Here is a 17,495-nt window from a genome sequence, read left to right on the forward strand (position 1 = left end):
CTGTGGCAGAGAGGCTGATATGCCGAAACTGGGAATGGAACCGATCCGGCGGGACGCGATTGTCAAAGCGACAATCGCCGAACTTGGCGTGAAGAAGTCCCTTGATGTCACCGTCAGTCAGATTGCCAAACGCGCGGGCATGTCCAGCGCGCTGGCACATCACTATTTTGGCGGCAAGGATCAGATATTTCTGGCGGCCATGCGCCGCATTCTGGCGGATTTCGGTGCCGAAGCGCGTCAGCAGCTAAAGGACGCCACACCCGGCGAACGCCCCCATGCGATCATCCGGGCCTGCTTCGCGCCTTCGTGTTTTACACCAGACGTTATCGCCGCGTGGATGACCTTTTACGTTCTGGCGCAAACCAACAGCGATGCTTTGCGCTTGTGGCAGATCTATCAGGCGCGCATCCGGTCCAATCTGATTTGTGCGCTACGACCTATGCTCGCCGACCCGGTTGAGGCCGCCGAAGACATGATCGCCCTGATCGATGGTCTTTACATCCGCGCCGCACTCAGCGCACCGGAAGAGCCGCAACTGGCGGTAAATCACGCATTGCGTGTCCTCGCGACGTTTTTAGAGGCTGAACATGAAAAAACCTAACATTCTGATCCTGATGGTGGATCAGCTGAACGGTACCCTCTTTCCCGATGGTCCGGCAGACTGGTTGCACGCGCCTAATCTGAAGAAACTGGCGGCGCAATCGGCGCGTTTTGCAAATGCCTATACGGCCTCACCGCTTTGCGCGCCGGGGCGGGCCAGTTTCATGTCCGGACAATTGCCCTCGCGCACCGGGGTCTATGACAACGCTGCCGAATTCCGCAGCGACATCCCCACCTATGCGCACCATCTGCGCCGCGCCGGGTATTACACTTGCCTCAGCGGCAAGATGCATTTCGTCGGCCCCGATCAGTTGCACGGGTTCGAAGACCGCCTGACCACCGATATCTATCCCGCCGATTTCGGCTGGACCCCCGACTATCGCAAACCGGGTGAGCGGATCGATTGGTGGTATCACAACATGGGCTCGGTTACGGGCGCCGGCGTGGCTGAAATCTCGAACCAGATGGAGTATGATGACGAGGTCGCCTACAACGCCAAGGCCAAACTGTATGATCTGGCGCGAGGCAAGGACGACAGACCATGGAGCCTGACCGTCAGCTTCACCCATCCGCATGACCCCTATGTGGCGCGCCGTAAATACTGGGATCTCTACGAGGATTGCGAGCATCTGCTGCCGCAGGTTGCGGATTTGGGTTATGACAATCAGGATCCGCATTCCAAGCGCATCTTCGATGCTAATGACTGGCGTAGTTTCGACATCACCGAAGAAGATATCCGCAAATCGCGTCGGGCCTATTTCGCCAATATCTCGTATCTGGACGACAAAATCGGTGAAATCCTTGAGGTGCTGGAATCAACCCGGCAAGAGGCGATCATCCTCTTTGTCTCGGATCACGGCGACATGCTGGGTGAGCGGGGATTGTGGTTCAAGATGAACTTCTACGAAGGCTCGGCACGGGTGCCGCTGATGATCTCGGCACCGGGTCTGCCTGCGGGGCGGATCGATACGCCCGTTTCCACGATTGACGTCACACCAACGCTGGGCACGCTGGCCGGAATCGACATGGCGGAAATTGCACCTTGGACGGATGGCGAAGACCTTGTGCCACTGGCCACGGGTACCGAACGCACGGCTCCGGTCGCAATGGAATACGCGGCTGAAGCGTCCTACGCCCCGCTGGTTTCGCTGCGCTATGGCAAATGGAAATACAACCGCTGCGTACTGGACCCGGATCAACTGTTTGATCTTGAGGCGGATCCGCACGAACTGACCAATCTGGCTGACAAGCCCGAACATTCTGGAACCCTGCAAACCCTGCGCAACAAGTCGCAGGCGCGCTGGGATCTTGACCGTTTCGATGCCGAGGTCCGCGCAAGTCAGGCCGGGCGTTGGGTTGTCTACGAGGCACTGCGGCAAGGCGGGTATTACCCGTGGGATTACCAACCGCTGCAAAAAGCATCCGAGCGCTACATGCGCAACCACATGGACCTGAACACCGTTGAAGAAAGCCAACGCTATCCGCGCGGCGAATAACCCCTTCATCTTTTTGAAAATACTCCCGCCGGAGGCAAAGAGATTTTTCGACGAAAAATCTTGTCCCGCGCGGAACCGGAGACACGGGAATGCAAGCAGATTTTGTCATCGTTGGCGCAGGGTCCGCGGGGTGCGCCATGGCCTATCGTCTGGCCGAGGCCGGAGCCTCGGTTCTGGTGATCGAACATGGCGGCACCGACGCTGGACCGTTCATCCAGATGCCTGCCGCGCTTAGCTATCCGATGAACATGTCGCGCTATGACTGGGGCTATAAATCCGAGCCCGAGCCGCATCTGAACAACCGGCGACTGGCCTGCCCGCGGGGCAAAGTGATTGGTGGGTCATCCTCGATCAACGGAATGGTCTATGTGCGCGGCCACGCCCGCGATTTCGACACCTGGGCCGAGATGGGGGCGGATGGCTGGTCTTATGCCGATGTTCTGCCTTACTACAAACGGATGGAGACCTGGCATGACGGGGGCCATGGGGGCGACGCCACATGGCGCGGCACGGACGGGCCGCTGCATGTCTCGCGCGGCCCGCGTGAAAATCCTCTGTTCAAGGCTTTCGTCGATGCCGGTCAGCAGGCAGGCTATGAGGTGACCGGAGATTATAACGGGGAAAAGCAGGAAGGCTTTGGCCCGATGGAACAGACCGTCTGGAAAGGGCGGCGCTGGTCTGCGGCGAACGCGTATCTGAAGCCTGCACTCAGGCGCGCCAATTGCGATATCGTGCGCGGCCTTGCCACTCGTGTGGTGATTGAAAACGGTCGCGCGGTTGGCGTCGAACTGATCCGGGGCGGCAAAACCGAAATCATACACGCCCGACGCGAAGTCGTGCTGGCGGCTTCCTCGATCAACTCACCCAAGCTGCTGATGCTGTCGGGGATTGGCCCGGCCGCTCATCTGGCTGAGCACGGCATTGCCGTGATCGCGGACCGACCCGGTGTCGGGGCCAACCTGCAGGATCATCTTGAGCTTTATATCCAGCAGGCCTCGCTGCAGCCAATCACGCTATACAAACACTGGAACCTGATCAGTAAGGGCCTGATCGGGGCGCAGTGGTTGTTTACCAAAACCGGTCTGGGTGCGTCGAACCAGTTCGAAAGCGCCGCCTTCATTCGGTCGAAGCCCGGTGTCGAGTACCCGGATATTCAGTACCATTTCCTGCCCATGGCGGTGCGCTATGACGGGCAGGCAGCGGCCGAAGGGCACGGGTTTCAGGCGCATGTAGGGCCGATGCGCTCTCCGTCCCGAGGGGCCGTGACCTTACGGTCGAACAAGGCCGAGGATGCGCCCGTCATCCGCTTCAACTACATGAGCCAGGAACAGGATTGGGAGGATTTCCGCACCTGTATCCGGCTGACCCGCGAAATCTTTGGGCAGGATGCCTTCAAAGCCTTCGCCGGAAAGGAAATCCAGCCCGGCGCCTCAGTGCAAACAGATGAAGAGTTGAATGCGTTCATCGCCGAACACGCCGAAAGCGCCTATCATCCTTGCGGAACCTGCCGCATGGGCCGCGCCGACGACAAGACAGCGGTTGTCGATCCGCAGGGTCGGGTGATCGGGGTCGAGGCGTTGCGCGTGGCTGACAGTTCGGTCTTTCCACAGATCACCAACGGAAACCTCAACGCGCCGTCCATTATGGTGGGTGAGAAAACCTCGGATCACCTGCTGGGTAAAGACCCGTTGCCGAAGGCAAATGACAGACCGTGGATCCACCCGGGATGGGCGACTGCACAACGTTGATTACCCCGGTTTTTGCTCTCCGAAATCCGCAGGATTCTCAAAAACTTGATCCCGGTCAAAGAGGTCTTTTCCAGACCTCACTACCATATGGGCGTGATACCAAAAAGGAGCGAACAGGATGTCCCATACCCCGCATGAACTGGCCGAAGAATTCCCCGAGAAAGCCGAATTGATGAGCCAGCTCAAACAGACAGATGCGCATTTTGCGCGGCTGGCGGATGAGTATCACGAGGTCAACCGAACCGTTCACCGGGCTGAAACCAATGTTGAGCCGATGGAAGAACTGGCCGAGGTCGAACTGCGTAAGAAACGGGCACTGCTCAAGGATGAAATCTGGGCGATTTTGTCGAATAGTTGAGCGCAGGGCGGGGGCTCTGCCCCCGTCGCCTTTGGCGACTCCCCCGAGGTATTTTTGAACAGAAGAAGGTCAGGTGACTTCGTAAGGCAGCGTTCCACGTGTATGCGCATCGATCGTCAGGCGGCGTTCGAGTGGTGGAACAGACCTTTGGTGACAGGTCTGGCGCTCGCATATTCGGCATGAGATGCCGATCGGCTCATAGGCGCTGGCATTGTCGATATCCAGATTGTCGGCATAGACCAGCGCCTTTGCGTGCCGCGTTTCACACCCCAGCGCGATGGCGTAGCGGCGCACAGGGGCGCCGAACGATCCCCCTGACTTGGACACGTCACAAGCCAGCGAGATATAGCGCACCCCATCTGGCGTCTCGGCCAGTTGGCGTAGAAAGTGCCCCGGTGTTTCGAACGCCCGATGCACGTTCCACAGCGGGCAAGCCCCGCCAAAGCGCGCGAACTGTAGCCGCGTGGCCGAGTGGCGCTTGGTAATGGTCCCGGCCTGATCGACGCGGACAAAGAAAAACGGAATGCCCTTGGCTCCGGGCCGTTGCAGCGTGGACAGGCGATGCGCGACCTGCTCGATTGACGCGCCAAACCGGTTGCTGAGCACTTCAAGATCGTGCCGATCCTCTTGCGCGGCGGCGAGGAAGGTGGCGTAGGGCATCAGGGATGCGCCTGCGAAATAGTTGGCCAGGCCAATCTTGGCGATGGCGCGCGCCTCGTCGCTTTGGAATTTGGCGAAATCCAGCGTCGCCTCAAGCAGTTTGTCCTGACTGATTAGCGCCACCTGCAGCAGCATCTGGAACACCTGAGTTTGCGGTGCAGCGCGCGAGGACAGGCGCAGGGTCTTGTTGGTCACATCATAGCTGCGCAGCGCTTCCGCATCGGCAAAGCTGACCTGAATGCCCCGTTCGGCCAGACTGTTCAGGGCGGCCTGACGAATGCTGCCCGCCTCTTCGGCCCGCATCGAAAACCGTTCCGCCGCACGGTCGACAGCATCGATATAGTTGTCGCAATAGTGGAAGAAATCGCGCACCTCTTCCCAGGGGCTGGCGCGGGTTTGGGCGTCTTCGCGGCCCAGAGCCTCATCCAGCGAGGCCAGTCGTTCATGGGTCTGGCGATAGGTGCGATGTAACTCGATAAACGCGCGCGCTAGGGCGGGTGCGTTTGAGGCGGTCAGGCGAAGGTCAGCCAGCGGTGGCATGCTATCGGCAAACAGGGGATCGGCCAGTGCCTCACGCATGTCCGAGACAAGACGCTCGCTATCGCCGGTGCTCAGTTCGGTGACATCCATCCCGAACTCTTGCGCCAGTGCCAGAACAACGGTGGTCGAGATTGGCCTGTTGTTGTTCTCCATCTGGTTCAGGTAGGGCAGCGAAACGCCCAGCTTTGCGGCAAATTCCTTTTGCGTTAGGGTCAAGCGGGTGCGCATTTCACGCAGCTTCGCCCCTGCATAAAGCTTTTGGGTGGCCATAGCGTACCTTTGCAGATTTACTGATTTTGGACGCTAACTTTGCAAACCTGTTTGTGCAAGTGTCTACAGCCCCAGTTGTCGTTCACGCCATATGACCATGCTGATGGCAACAATCGCTAATATCGACGTGCTCAGCATAACCCAGAGCAAGGGCATGGCCCCGGTTTCGCGCGTCAGTAATGTGCCTGACAAAGCGCTAAGCGCGGCACCTCCGCCCAGCATGATGGCGCCGCTCAGGCCAGAAGCGGTTGCGGCAAGATGCGGGCGAACGGACAACGATCCGGCAGTGGCGTTCGGGATCGACATACCGTTGCCCAGGCCGACAAAGGTCATGAAGCCGAAAAAGCTGAGCGCGGTGCCCATGTCGGCCAGAAACAGCGCAGCTGAAAGGATAACGCCAATCGCGTTCAGCCAGCACCCCCACAGCACCATCCGGTTGACTCCAAAACGTACCGAATAGCGCCCGCTGATGAAGTTGCCGAAGAAATAGCCTATGGCAGGGGCCCCGAAATAAACGCCCACTTCGGAGGCGGACATGCCAAACAGCTCGGTCCCAATGAATGGTGCGCCGCCGAGATAGGCAAAGAAAGCTCCGGATGACAGGGCAGAGGACATGGAATATCCCCAGAACCGAGGCGAGGTCAGTAGCTCGGGGTATTCGCGGAATTGCTGGATCAACGTCTTTCCACTTTTGCCGGACGTTTCCCCGAAATCCCAATAGGTCAGCCCAAGCGCCAACGCGCCAACGGCAAAAGGCAGCCAGAAATTCGCTTTCCAGCCAAAGGCTTCTTCCAGAAACCCGCCGACGGCGGGGCCGACCATCGGAACCACCGCCATGCCCATTGTCACATAGCCAAGCATCGACGCGGCCTGATCCTGCGCATACATGTCGCGCACGGCGGCGCGGCTGAGCACGATGCCCACAACGATAATGGCCTGACACATTCGGAAGATCAGAAAGACCTCGGCGGTGGGTGCATAGATACAGCCTAGCGTAGCCAGCAGGAAGAGCACCAACCCCCACAAAAGAACCGGGCGGCGCCCCGCCTTGTCAGCAAGCGGCCCGATCAGGATCTGCAGGACGGCATTGACCAGCAGATACAGTGCAATCGATAGCTGCATGATTTTGTAGTCAGCCTCGAAATGCAGCGCCATGTTGGGCAGGCTTGGCAGGAACAGATTCATGCTGAGCGCCGACAGCCCCGACAGCAAGACGAGCGTCAAAATTGTCGGTGGAGACCGATGTGTGGAGAGTGTACTGAACTGCATGGTTCACATGTATAGGCAGCTTTGACGGGAATGCCATTCATCATTGCGTGTCAGAACGAAACTTAGCTAATTTACAATATTCTTGTCGGCACTTGCCAATAATTTGCAAATTTGCTGAATAGTTCTTTGGCCCTGTGTCTTGGCCCTGTATGTTCTGCGCAAATTTCACAGGGGACTAACGCCATGAAAGACATCCTTTCCGAGCTTGAAGACCGCCGCAACAACGCGCGGCTGGGTGGTGGACAAAGACGCATCGACGCCCAGCACGGGCGTGGTAAGCTGACTGCGCGCGAACGGATCGAGTTGCTGGTGGATGAGGGCAGCTTTGAAGAGTTCGACATGTTTGTCAGCCACCGCTGCACTGATTTCGGGATGGAAAAGCAAAAACCCGCCGGGGACGGCGTTGTGACCGGCTGGGGCACCATCAATGGGCGCATGGTTTATGTGTTCAGCCAGGACTTTACGGTGTTCGGTGGCTCGCTGTCGGAAACCCATGCGCAAAAGATCTGCAAAATCATGGACATGGCGATGCAGAACGGCGCGCCGGTGATCGGTATCAACGACTCGGGCGGCGCGCGTATTCAGGAAGGCGTGGCCTCGCTTGCCGGCTACGCCGAGGTGTTCCAGCGCAACATCATGGCCTCGGGCGTGGTGCCGCAGATCAGCGTGATCATGGGGCCGTGTGCCGGTGGGGCGGTTTATAGTCCGGCCATGACCGACTTTATCTTCATGGTCAAAGACACCTCTTATATGTTTGTCACCGGTCCGGATGTGGTAAAAACCGTCACCAACGAGGTCGTCACCGCCGAGGAACTCGGTGGCGCGTCGACTCACACCCGGAAATCCTCGGTCGCGGATGGCGCCTTTGAAAACGACGTCGAAGCGTTGGCCGAGGTTCGCCGTCTGGTCGATTTCCTGCCGCTCAATAACCGCGAGAAACCGCCCGTACGTCCGTTCTTTGACGAACCGGACCGGGTGGAAACCTCGCTGGATACGCTGATCCCGGACAATCCGAACACGCCCTACGATATGAAGGAACTTATCACCAAGGTCGCGGACGAAGGGGATTTCTACGAAATTCAGGAAGACTATGCCAAGAATATCATTACCGGCTTTATCCGGCTTGAGGGCCAGACGGTGGGCGTGGTGGCCAACCAGCCGATGGTTCTGGCGGGGTGTCTGGATATCGACAGCTCGCGCAAGGCGGCGCGGTTCGTCCGGTTCTGCGATTGTTTCGAGATCCCGATTCTGACGCTGGTGGACGTTCCGGGCTTTCTGCCCGGCACCAGTCAGGAATATGGCGGGGTGATCAAGCACGGTGCCAAGCTGCTGTTCGCCTATGGCGAGGCGACGGTGCCCAAGGTCACCGTGATCACCCGTAAAGCCTATGGCGGGGCGTATGACGTGATGGCGTCCAAGCACCTGCGCGGCGATTTCAACTATGCCTGGCCCACGGCCGAGATTGCGGTGATGGGGGCCAAGGGCGCGACCGAGATCATCCACCGTGCCGATCTGGGGGATGCCGAGAAGATCGCGGAGCACACGCAGAACTATGAAGACCGGTTTGCCAATCCCTTCGTCGCCGCCGAGCGCGGCTTCATCGACGAGGTGATCATGCCGCAATCCACCCGCCGCCGCGTGTCCCGTGCGTTTGCCAGCTTGCGGAACAAGCAGCTGAAAAACCCGTGGAAAAAGCACGACAACATTCCGCTTTAGAATTGGTTCGGGCGGATCATCCCGCCCAACTTTTCACCGTATCCCAAACAGGAAGCCTGAGTTTTCTCATAGGATGAAACGCTGGACAGATCATATCATCACACGACCCGGTTGCGTCAGGCGCTCGCTGACTTTCGGTTTGACGCTAGCTGCATGGTGCGCAGGGCAGGCGACGGCCAACAACCTGCTACCTGTCCCATCTGGACAACCGGTCGAACTGAGCAATGTACTGCTCGACACAAACCCGGGTGAGTTGTGGGTGCGGTTTCGGTTCATTGCCCCCAAGATCGGATCGACCGTGGGGCAAATCACCTATGATGTTGCCATCATCGACATGGCCCATCTGTGCGAGGTGCTGGCGGTGCCATATGTCGTTCAGCATGATCTGGACCCGGCGCGGATCGTTATCTCGTTTGCGGACCGGCCACTGGATTTTGGCACTTCCTCGCCCGAGGCGACGCAGTTCTTTGAGGCCTATCGGCTGGAACAGTCCCGCTGTATCTGGGAGGGGCTTTGACAATGGAAACCCCATTTCGTGACGCCAAAGCGTTTCATCAGATCACAGCAGAGGTACCAATGCCGACCCCATCCTTTGACGGATGCTCTTGTTCCGTTTCGTCCGCTCAAATGATTCATGAGGTTTCGCCATGATCAAACATCGCGGATTTCCCGGTCGCCTGCAGGGAACAGATTTTCAATTCACCATTCGCCGCGCCAACCCCAAGGGTGTGACGCCGCTAACCCGACGCGAAAGGTTTCGCGATCGCAAACCCGCCGATAAACGAGCTGACACGGCCTTTTTGACTGCACTATGGGAACATTTCGGCGATCAGCCCTTCGAACGCGGCAATCTGGATGCCGGGCGGCTTAGCTGGTTTTTCGGGCGTGAGGTGGTGGCCGCAGAAGATCCCTTTGATCCGGCCAGCTATGATGCACTGCTGGTGATCGATCTGGATGTGGCGCGCGCGTCGTTCCCTGACATCTTTGACAGGGTGCAATAAACGTGAACCACGCTGCGGAATATCTCTGCCATCGGCGCGAAATGGCGACCCCGACCGGCGTTGGCCGGGGTCACGCGTTGGTGTCAGAAGTTCAGCTGCGCCGCCAGCTGTACGCGGCTGCCGTCGAACGTCCGTCCAGTGGGTTCGTCATTTCGCTCGCCGTAGATATATTCGGCGCTGAGCGTCAGACTGTCGGTCGCCTTATAGAAGGCGTTGACGTGGATCGTCTCAAGCTCGGTAAAGGACAGGGTGCCGGTCGAGGTCGGCAGGTCATAATCCTCGTACCCGTAAGCGATGCCGACATTCCATTTCGGAGTGATGTCCTGACGGAATTCGACGGTATAGCCATCGACGTCATTCGCCTCGCCGCCGACAATCGCATCACCCAGGCCAATCAGGTAGGGACCAATCGCTTCACCGTTGACGTAGTTGACCTGAAACAGGCCACCTTCCCAGGGACGGATCGAGCCCGACAGGGTAAAGCCGGTCTGATCGACCTCGACCGATCCCGATTCTGCCTTGCCGTACAGAACCGAGGCCCGTGCAAGGTATTTACCGTCATTGTACTCGACCGCACCGGTCAGGACGGGATCATCGGAATTGGATCCGCTGACATTCTCTTCGATCGAGAAGCTGACGGTCGTCGCCGAACCAAAGGTGTTGGTGTAGCGGATCTGCGGCACACGGGCGAACGGGATACCTACGGGTCCATTAAATTCGACCGAGGTGGGGTAGGTGTCCAGCGGCATGAAGTTGGTCCAGGTCTGACCGATCAGCCAGTGGTCCCCGATGCCGATATTGGCGTGACGCAGCCGCAATTCGGCGGTGCCGTTGGATGCGAACAGGTCCAGCTCAAGCTGGCCGCTGATATCGCCGATTGCGCTGGGCGTGTTGGTCCGCAGCCCGATGCGCGACTGCCGGACCGTAGCGCCAAAAGAGCCGCTGGTCGCGGCCGACGGCTCGCCGATGACGTTCACGAATGCGGTGTCACCCTGATCAAAGTCGAAATCGTAAAAGAAGTCGGCCTTCACGTATCCGTAAACGTCCAGAGTGGTGTTTCCGATCCTCAGATCACCAGTTCCCGATCCGGCATTTGCAGCCTCCAATGCTTCGACCCGGGCGCGCAGCGCGTCCAGTTCGTCTTGCGTTTGCGCCATGGCTTGCACACCGGTCACGCAAAGCGTGCTGGCAGCAAGCAGGCAGGCGGTTTTGCCCTTTATTGTCATGGAGATAATTCCTTGTATGCGAGTGTGCACGGGAACGGTTTCACGCCACTGCAGAATTTGAAAATCACCAAATCGGGAGAAATCGATCTCGGAATTTCAACGAAATTTGAGGTTTTCAGCACCGGATTTCACGTACCGGTGAAAGCGGTCTCCAAGGCGTTGCACAGCCCCGGAAAAATTTCTTTTGCGCGCGCAGCAAGGCGTGAACTGAGACCGGAAAGAAATCCGGGTTTCAACCCGGTTTGTAACGGAACTGTGACGCGGCGGGCCGGGCAGCGTGGGGAATGGGACAAACGGCGCATCGGCGCGAATTTGCGCGGTGCCGATCTTGATGAGCAGGTTTCAGCCGGAATCTCAAATGGAAACAATCTTCTATTGGCGACAGAAATTGTGCCGGGCAATCTGACCCAGCCGTGCGGCTCTACTTTGCCTGCGTCGCACATGCACCTACTATTCCGTACCCCTTCCTTCCGCGGGCAGGCTTGTGTTTCCCACAATGACCTGTCCGCGGTTTTCTTTTTTGCGCGCGCATCCGAAGAAAAGAGGCAGAATTCTGCTAATAATTGTCCATCGCTGCCGTTGATATTGAATAACAAGGCCCGATTGCCCCATCTGGCACCAAAGACGTCAACATACCAAAAGGGGCAGACATCATGCGATTCTCGAAACTCATCCTTGCAATGGCAACTTGTGCCGGGCTTGCGGCCTGCGGCGATACGACTGGCGAACAGGCACTGCTTGGCGGCGGCGCGGGCGCGGTTGGCGCGGCGGTCCTCAATGCCGATCCGTTGCTGGGCGCGGCTGTCGGGGCCGCGGGCAATGTGCTGTACTGCAAGACGCAGCACAACTGTAACTAACGCTGAATTTATCGGGGCCGGTCAGGTCCCGACCGTCATCACGCATCACGCCGTCGTGGGGTTTCAACCTCGCGGCGGCGTTTTGCGTTTCCAGAACACCAAGACAAAGGACGTTCCATGTTCAACAAGATCCTGATCGCCAACCGGGGCGAGATCGCCTGCCGGGTTATCAAGACCGCCCGCAAGATGGGTATCGGCACCGTTGCCATCTATTCGGATGCGGACAAGAACGCCCTGCATGTCTCGATGGCGGATGAGGCGGTGCATATCGGCCCGCCGCCTGCGAACCAGTCTTACATCGTGATCGACAAGGTGATGGACGCCATTCGCCAAAGCGGCGCTCAGGCGGTGCATCCCGGTTACGGCTTCCTGTCAGAAAACTCGAAATTTGCCGAGGCGCTGGAAGCCGAAGGCGTCGCCTTTGTCGGCCCGCCGGTGGGTGCGATTGAAAGCATGGGCGACAAGATCACCTCGAAAAAGATCGCGCAGGATGCGGGTGTTTCGACGGTGCCCGGCTATATGGGGCTGATCGAAGACGCGGATGAGGCAGTCAAGATATCGAACGACATCGGCTATCCGGTGATGATCAAAGCCAGCGCTGGCGGTGGCGGCAAGGGGATGCGGATCGCATGGAACGATGAAGAGGCGCGCGAGGGCTTTCAGTCGTCCAAGAACGAAGCGGCGAATTCCTTTGGCGACGACCGGATTTTCATCGAGAAATTCGTGACCCAGCCGCGCCATATCGAAATTCAGGTTCTGTGTGACAGCCACGGCAATGGCGTCTATCTGGGCGAGCGCGAATGCTCGATCCAGCGCCGCAACCAGAAAGTTGTCGAGGAGGCGCCTTCGCCCTTCCTCGATCCCGAAACCCGCAAGGCGATGGGGGAACAGGCGGTCGCGCTTGCCAAGGCGGTGGATTACGCCAGCGCCGGGACGGTCGAATTTATCGTAGATGGTGAAAAGAACTTCTACTTCCTCGAAATGAACACCCGCCTGCAGGTGGAACACCCCGTCACTGAACTGATCACCGGTGTCGATCTGGTTGAACAGATGATCCGGGTGGCCGCAGGCGAAAAGCTGACCATCACGCAGGATGATGTAACCCTGACCGGGTGGGCCATCGAAAACCGTCTGTATGCAGAAGATCCGTATCGTGGGTTCCTGCCGTCGATTGGTCGTCTGACCCGCTATCGCCCACCGCAGGAAACGGCTGCGGGTCCGATGCTGGTCAATGGCAAATGGCAAGGCGACGCTCCCGAAGGCACGGCTGCCGTGCGCAACGATACCGGCGTCTACGAGGGCGGCGAGATCAGCATGTATTACGACCCGATGATCGCCAAGCTGTGTACATGGGCCCCAACTCGTGAGCAGGCGATCGAAGCGATGCGCGTTGCTTTGGACAGTTTTGAGGTGGAAGGCATCGGTCATAACCTGCCCTTCCTGTCGGCTGTGATGGATCACCCCAAATTCGTCAGCGGCGATATGACAACCGCCTTCATCGCCGAAGAATACCCCGATGGTTTCGAAGGCGTTGAATTGCCCGAGGCCGACCTGCGCCGCATCGCAGCCTCTTGCGCCGCGATGCATCGGGTGGCCGAGATTCGGCGCACCCGCGTGTCGGGCCGGATGGACAATCACGAACGCAAGGTTGGCAGCGATTGGGTTGTGACCTTGCAAGGGCAGGAGTTTGCCGTCGGGATAGATGCAGACAAGGATGGCTCGACTGTGCGCTTTGCCGATGGCACCATATCGCGCGTTGCCTCTGATTGGACACCCGGTGACCAATTGGCCGTTCTAGATGTCGATGGCAGCCCGCTTGTTCTGAAGGTTGGCAAGGTTTCGGGCGGCTTCCGCATTCGCAATCGCGGTGCGGATATCAAGGTGCACGTGCGCACCCCGCGTCAGGCAGAGCTGGCCCGCCTGATGCCTGAAAAACTGCCGCCCGATACCTCGAAAATGCTGCTCTGCCCGATGCCCGGCCTTGTTGTGAAGGTCGATGTCGAGGTCGGTCAGGAAGTGCAGGAGGGGCAGGCGCTGTGCACCATCGAGGCGATGAAGATGGAAAACATCCTGCGCGCCGAGAAAAAGGGCAAAGTCGCCAAGATCAATGCCGGTGCAGGCGACAGCCTTGCCGTGGACGACGTGATCATCGAGTTCGAGTGATCATGACCGCGCTTTTTCCATATCCTCACGGGTTTCTGGCGGTCTCCGCCGGGGTCATTAGGTGTGGAAAAAGCGTTCAGCCACCCTCGCGGCGTTCGCGGATTTCGCGTTCGCGCAGGGGGGTCTTGTCGATGGATCGGCCAATCTCTCGGACGCTCCATGGGCTGGGCTTGCGCAGTTTGACGACACCGTCCTTATCGACAAACACCATCTGGAACCCGCGCGGGCGCAACTGTGACCGGATCGGGGATCGCGCCGAAGGATCTGTGTCAGTCAAAACAATCACATCCCGGTCGCGCATCGCTGCCTCACCCTCAAGCAACATATCGATCTGCTGCTGGAAACGCGGGTCGGCGGGGGTATCCGCAAAGACGACAATGGGGCGGTTGATCCACAGAAACTCGTCCAGCGTGCTGTCACCTGCGGGGCGCACAAAGGCGTCCTCAGTGGGTGCAGTCCCGTCGGCGGCCAACGCGGCCAGCGGGAATAGTGCCGAGAAAACAAGGGCAAGCGTTCGGGTCATGGGGCCTCCTGTTCCATCGAATATAGCCTCTGTTCAGCGGAATGCGACCGTCGGAATGCGGATGGCCTTCAAAAAAACGTACCTGCTTGGCGTTGTGGTGGACTAGGCGCATGGAAATCACACTGCATTTCGGGGCGCATCGCTGTGCCACCACCAGTTTTCAGGAATACATGCGCCGCAATGGCCTGGCGCTGGCAGAACAGGGCACTTTGTTCTGGGGGCCGCAGGACGTCAGGGAAACCGATCTGTCAGGGCTCAAGTCAATGACCAATGCCTCCCATGCCGCCCTGCAACGCGAACTTGACCGATGCGCGGCAAAGGGCATCACGCATCTTTTGGTCAGCGAAGAGAATTTTCTGGGCATGATGCAACAGAACCTCAACAGGGGCGAGCTTTACCCCGAGGCGAAGCTGCGTGCCCAATTGGTGGCCGAAGCCTTCGGCGGGCGCGTGACGCGGATCGGTCTGAATATCCGCGCGCTTGGCGACTACTGGACCTCGGTGGCGGGCTATGCGGCCCGAAACCGGAAACATTTCGACGGCCAAATGCGCTGGAAAAAGATCGCAAGGCATGATCGTAGCTGGCAGGGGGTGATCTCTGATCTCGCCCACGCCTTTCCTGAAGTACCCGTGCAGGTGTTGCCGTTCGAGGAGTTCTCGGGCCGCTCGGATCTGCAGCTGGCGCAACTACTGGGTATAAAAGCCCCGACCAATGGGGCGGACTTATGGCTCAACAAGGGTGCAGAACAGGTCACGCAAGGCCCCAATAGCACCCAATATATGAAACTTTTGACAAAATACGCAGATGACCTGTCGTGGCTGGAGTCAGGAGCGGACGGTCTGGCAACGCTTTGCCTGCGTCCCGAAACAGTATGCGACGAGGCCACGCCCGCTTGAGACAGAATTGACGAGAGGAACCCGAAATGACCGACACGAAGGATTGGCAGGCGCTGGCCGAAAAAGAGCTGCGCGGACGCCCGTTGGATGATCTGACCAAAGAAACGCTGGAAGGTATCGACGTCAAGCCGCTCTATACGGCTGAGGACACCGCCGACCTGCCGCATATCGGGTCGCTTCCGGGGTTCGGCCCGTTCACGCGCGGGGTAAAGGCCACGATGTATGCGGGGCGTCCCTGGACGATCCGGCAGTATGCGGGCTTTTCAACGGCCGAGGAATCCAACGCGTTCTACCGCCGCAATCTGGCTGCAGGTCAGCAGGGGGTTTCCGTGGCTTTCGATCTGGCCACGCATCGCGGGTATGACAGTGACCACCCGCGCGTTGTTGGGGATGTTGGCAAGGCCGGTGTGGCCATCGACAGCGTCGAGGATATGAAGATCCTGTTCGACGGCATCCCGCTCGACAAGGTCTCGGTCTCGATGACCATGAACGGTGCGGTGATCCCGATTCTGGCAAGCTTCATCGTCGCGGGCGAAGAGCAGGGCCATGACAAATCCGTCCTGTCCGGCACCATTCAGAATGACATTCTGAAAGAGTTCATGGTGCGCAACACCTATATCTACCCGCCGGAACCGTCGATGAAGATCATCTCGGACATCATTGACTATACCTCGAATGAGATGCCCAAGTTCAACTCGATCTCGATCTCGGGCTATCACATGCAAGAGGCCGGGGCGAATTTGGTGCAGGAGTTGGCCTATACGCTGGCCGATGGCCGCGAATATGTACGCGCTGCGACGCAGGCCGGGATGGACGTTGACAAGTTCGCAGGCCGTCTGTCCTTTTTCTTCGCCATTGGCATGAACTTCTTTATGGAGATCGCCAAACTGCGCGCGGCCCGTACGTTGTGGCACCGGGTGATGACAGATTTCGGGGCGAAATCCGAGCGTTCCAAGATGTTGCGGACGCACTGCCAGACGTCGGGCGTCAGTCTGCAGGAACAAGACCCATATAACAACGTGATCCGTACCGCCTACGAAGCGATGAGCGCCGTATTGGGCGGCACGCAAAGCCTGCACACCAACGCTCTGGACGAGGCGATTGCCCTGCCCACCGATTTCTCGGCCCGCATCGCGCGGAATACGCAGTTGGTTTTGCAGGAGGAAACCGGCGTGACCGATGTGGTCGATCCGCTTGCGGGTTCCTACTACGTCGAAAGCCTGACCAATGAACTGGTCGAAAAAGCCTGGGCCCTGATGGAAGAGGTCGAGGAAATGGGCGGCATGACCAAGGCGGTCGCCAGTGGAATGCCCAAGCTGCGCATCGAAGAAAGCGCGGCGCGGCGTCAGGCGATGATCGACCGGGGCGACGAAGTGATCGTCGGCGTCAATAAATACCGCAAGGAACAGGAAGACCCGATCGACATTCTTGACGTCGACAACGTCGCCGTACGCGAGGCACAGGTCGCCCGGCTGGAACGCATCCGCGCCACGCGTGATGAGGCCGCGTGCCAGCAGGCGCTGGCCAACCTCACCACCACCGCTCGCGAAGGCGGCAACCTTCTGGCCGCCGCCGTCGAGGCCGCTCGCGCCCGCGCATCCGTAGGAGAGATCAGCATGGCAATGGAAAAAGAGTTCGGTCGCCACCGCGCCGAGGTGAAAACGCTGGCCGGTGTCTATGGCGCGGCCTATGAAGGCGACGAAGGCTTTGCCGCGATCCAGAAATCCATCGAAGACTTTGCCGAGGCCGAAGGTCGCCGTCCGCGCCTGCTGGTGGTCAAGATGGGCCAGGACGGGCATGACCGGGGGGCCAAAGTAATCGCGACCGCCTTTGCAGATATAGGGTTTGATGTGGATGTTGGACCGCTATTCCAGACCCCCGCCGAGGCGGCGCAGGATGCGGTGGACAATGACGTGCATGTGGTCGGCATTTCTTCGCAGGCTGCCGGGCACAAGACACTGGCACCGCAACTGGTCGAGGAGCTGAAGAAAGCCGGAGCCGAGGATATCATCGTTATCTGCGGCGGCGTGATCCCACAGCAAGACTATCAATTCCTTCACGATAACGGCGTCAAAGCGATCTTTGGCCCGGGGACAAATATTCCCGAAGCCGCACAGGACATCCTGCGGCTGATCGGCGAAGCCCGCGCTTAGGTCGAGATTTTTCGTCGAA

General features: G+C 58.8%; 15 protein-coding genes. 11 read left to right on the plus strand and 4 right to left on the minus strand.

What is annotated here, in order from left to right:
* Nucleotides 1-19: 19 nt before the first annotated feature.
* The 4 genes from betI to ACR0FG_RS11090 all read left to right on the plus strand — a co-directional run bounded on the left by betI (nucleotide 20) and on the right by ACR0FG_RS11090 (nucleotide 4,202).
* A complete protein-coding gene (gene betI, locus ACR0FG_RS11075) occupies nucleotides 20-601 on the plus strand; it encodes a choline-binding transcriptional repressor BetI (RefSeq protein ID WP_480892977.1) in 582 nt (193 codons plus the stop codon).
* Nucleotides 588-2,096 carry a choline-sulfatase gene (gene betC / locus ACR0FG_RS11080; RefSeq protein WP_480892979.1) on the plus strand — a complete coding sequence of 503 codons (1,509 nt, stop codon included), beginning with the start codon at nucleotides 588-590 and terminating at the stop codon, nucleotides 2,094-2,096. Before betI ends, betC begins: the two co-directional genes overlap by 14 nt.
* An 89-nt stretch (nucleotides 2,097-2,185) precedes the next feature.
* Nucleotides 2,186-3,844, plus strand: a complete 1,659-nt coding sequence (gene betA, locus ACR0FG_RS11085; protein ID WP_480892980.1) for a choline dehydrogenase — start codon at nucleotides 2,186-2,188, stop codon at nucleotides 3,842-3,844.
* Between the two features lie 118 nt (nucleotides 3,845-3,962).
* Nucleotides 3,963-4,202, plus strand: a complete 240-nt coding sequence (locus tag ACR0FG_RS11090) for an HP1242/YdcH family protein (protein WP_480892982.1) — start codon at nucleotides 3,963-3,965, stop codon at nucleotides 4,200-4,202.
* A 69-nt stretch (nucleotides 4,203-4,271) separates the two neighbouring features.
* Here the strand turns inward: ACR0FG_RS11090 and ACR0FG_RS11095 are convergent, their stop codons facing one another.
* Both ACR0FG_RS11095 and ACR0FG_RS11100 read right to left on the minus strand, forming a co-directional pair.
* The gene (locus ACR0FG_RS11095) at nucleotides 4,272-5,672 is read right to left on the minus strand and encodes a helix-turn-helix domain-containing protein (RefSeq protein ID WP_480892983.1); all 1,401 of its coding nucleotides are present in this window, start codon (nucleotides 5,670-5,672) and stop codon (nucleotides 4,272-4,274) included.
* Between the two features lie 63 nt (nucleotides 5,673-5,735).
* Nucleotides 5,736-6,941 (minus strand): multidrug effflux MFS transporter, encoded by a 1,206-nt coding sequence (locus tag ACR0FG_RS11100; protein ID WP_480892985.1) that lies wholly within the window; start codon nucleotides 6,939-6,941, stop codon nucleotides 5,736-5,738.
* A 183-nt stretch (nucleotides 6,942-7,124) separates the two neighbouring features.
* Here ACR0FG_RS11100 and ACR0FG_RS11105 point away from each other — a divergent pair, with 183 nt between their 5' ends.
* The 3 genes from ACR0FG_RS11105 to ACR0FG_RS11115 all read left to right on the plus strand — a co-directional run bounded on the left by ACR0FG_RS11105 (nucleotide 7,125) and on the right by ACR0FG_RS11115 (nucleotide 9,658).
* Nucleotides 7,125-8,657, plus strand: a complete 1,533-nt coding sequence (locus ACR0FG_RS11105) for an acyl-CoA carboxylase subunit beta (protein WP_480892987.1) — start codon at nucleotides 7,125-7,127, stop codon at nucleotides 8,655-8,657.
* A gap of 73 nt (nucleotides 8,658-8,730) precedes the next feature.
* A complete protein-coding gene (locus tag ACR0FG_RS11110) occupies nucleotides 8,731-9,174 on the plus strand; it encodes a DUF6497 family protein (protein ID WP_480892988.1) in 444 nt (147 codons plus the stop codon).
* Nucleotides 9,175-9,304: 130 nt separating this feature from the next.
* Nucleotides 9,305-9,658, plus strand: a complete 354-nt coding sequence (locus ACR0FG_RS11115) for a hypothetical protein (RefSeq protein WP_480892990.1) — start codon at nucleotides 9,305-9,307, stop codon at nucleotides 9,656-9,658.
* An 83-nt stretch (nucleotides 9,659-9,741) separates the two neighbouring features.
* On the opposite strand, the gene ACR0FG_RS11120 is transcribed toward ACR0FG_RS11115, so the two are convergent.
* Nucleotides 9,742-10,884 carry a DcaP family trimeric outer membrane transporter gene (locus tag ACR0FG_RS11120; protein ID WP_480892992.1) on the minus strand — a complete coding sequence of 381 codons (1,143 nt, stop codon included), beginning with the start codon at nucleotides 10,882-10,884 and terminating at the stop codon, nucleotides 9,742-9,744.
* Between the two features lie 653 nt (nucleotides 10,885-11,537).
* Here ACR0FG_RS11120 and ACR0FG_RS11125 point away from each other — a divergent pair.
* Nucleotides 11,538-11,741, plus strand: coding sequence for a hypothetical protein (locus ACR0FG_RS11125; protein WP_170710288.1), 204 nt, complete (start codon nucleotides 11,538-11,540; stop codon nucleotides 11,739-11,741).
* A 117-nt stretch (nucleotides 11,742-11,858) separates the two neighbouring features.
* Nucleotides 11,859-13,904, plus strand: coding sequence for an acetyl-CoA carboxylase biotin carboxylase subunit (locus ACR0FG_RS11130; protein WP_480892995.1), 2,046 nt, complete (start codon nucleotides 11,859-11,861; stop codon nucleotides 13,902-13,904).
* Between the two features lie 76 nt (nucleotides 13,905-13,980).
* Here ACR0FG_RS11130 and ACR0FG_RS11135 read toward each other — a convergent pair whose 3' ends face one another.
* Nucleotides 13,981-14,427: a DUF4174 domain-containing protein gene (locus tag ACR0FG_RS11135; protein WP_170710286.1), complete on the minus strand. Its 447-nt coding sequence runs from the start codon at nucleotides 14,425-14,427 to the stop codon at nucleotides 13,981-13,983.
* A gap of 110 nt (nucleotides 14,428-14,537) precedes the next feature.
* Between ACR0FG_RS11135 and ACR0FG_RS11140 the strand changes: the two genes are divergently transcribed.
* Nucleotides 14,538-15,323: a hypothetical protein gene (locus tag ACR0FG_RS11140; RefSeq protein ID WP_480892997.1), complete on the plus strand. Its 786-nt coding sequence runs from the start codon at nucleotides 14,538-14,540 to the stop codon at nucleotides 15,321-15,323.
* A gap of 26 nt (nucleotides 15,324-15,349) precedes the next feature.
* Nucleotides 15,350-17,476, plus strand: a complete 2,127-nt coding sequence (gene scpA, locus ACR0FG_RS11145; protein ID WP_170710284.1) for a methylmalonyl-CoA mutase — start codon at nucleotides 15,350-15,352, stop codon at nucleotides 17,474-17,476.
* Nucleotides 17,477-17,495: the final 19 nt, after the last annotated feature.

The organism is Ruegeria sp. E1 (assembly GCF_056534225.1).

Bases quoted from the DNA above. Each gene is read 5' to 3' on its own strand.
- betC (WP_480892979.1), top strand. From the start codon at position 588: ATGAAAAAACCTAACATTCTGATCCTGATGGTGGATCAGCTGAACGGT.
- ACR0FG_RS11120 (WP_480892992.1), bottom strand. From the start codon at position 10,884: ATGACAATAAAGGGCAAAACCGCCTGCCTGCTTGCTGCCAGCACGCTT.
- scpA (WP_170710284.1), top strand. From the start codon at position 15,350: ATGACCGACACGAAGGATTGGCAGGCGCTGGCCGAAAAAGAGCTGCGC.
- betI (WP_480892977.1), top strand. From the start codon at position 20: ATGCCGAAACTGGGAATGGAACCGATCCGGCGGGACGCGATTGTCAAA.
- ACR0FG_RS11095 (WP_480892983.1), bottom strand. From the start codon at position 5,672: ATGGCCACCCAAAAGCTTTATGCAGGGGCGAAGCTGCGTGAAATGCGC.
- ACR0FG_RS11140 (WP_480892997.1), top strand. From the start codon at position 14,538: ATGGAAATCACACTGCATTTCGGGGCGCATCGCTGTGCCACCACCAGT.
- ACR0FG_RS11125 (WP_170710288.1), top strand. From the start codon at position 11,538: ATGCGATTCTCGAAACTCATCCTTGCAATGGCAACTTGTGCCGGGCTT.
- ACR0FG_RS11090 (WP_480892982.1), top strand. From the start codon at position 3,963: ATGTCCCATACCCCGCATGAACTGGCCGAAGAATTCCCCGAGAAAGCC.
- betA (WP_480892980.1), top strand. From the start codon at position 2,186: ATGCAAGCAGATTTTGTCATCGTTGGCGCAGGGTCCGCGGGGTGCGCC.
- ACR0FG_RS11110 (WP_480892988.1), top strand. From the start codon at position 8,731: ATGAAACGCTGGACAGATCATATCATCACACGACCCGGTTGCGTCAGG.
- ACR0FG_RS11130 (WP_480892995.1), top strand. From the start codon at position 11,859: ATGTTCAACAAGATCCTGATCGCCAACCGGGGCGAGATCGCCTGCCGG.
- ACR0FG_RS11135 (WP_170710286.1), bottom strand. From the start codon at position 14,427: ATGACCCGAACGCTTGCCCTTGTTTTCTCGGCACTATTCCCGCTGGCC.
- ACR0FG_RS11115 (WP_480892990.1), top strand. From the start codon at position 9,305: ATGATCAAACATCGCGGATTTCCCGGTCGCCTGCAGGGAACAGATTTT.
- ACR0FG_RS11100 (WP_480892985.1), bottom strand. From the start codon at position 6,941: ATGCAGTTCAGTACACTCTCCACACATCGGTCTCCACCGACAATTTTG.
- ACR0FG_RS11105 (WP_480892987.1), top strand. From the start codon at position 7,125: ATGAAAGACATCCTTTCCGAGCTTGAAGACCGCCGCAACAACGCGCGG.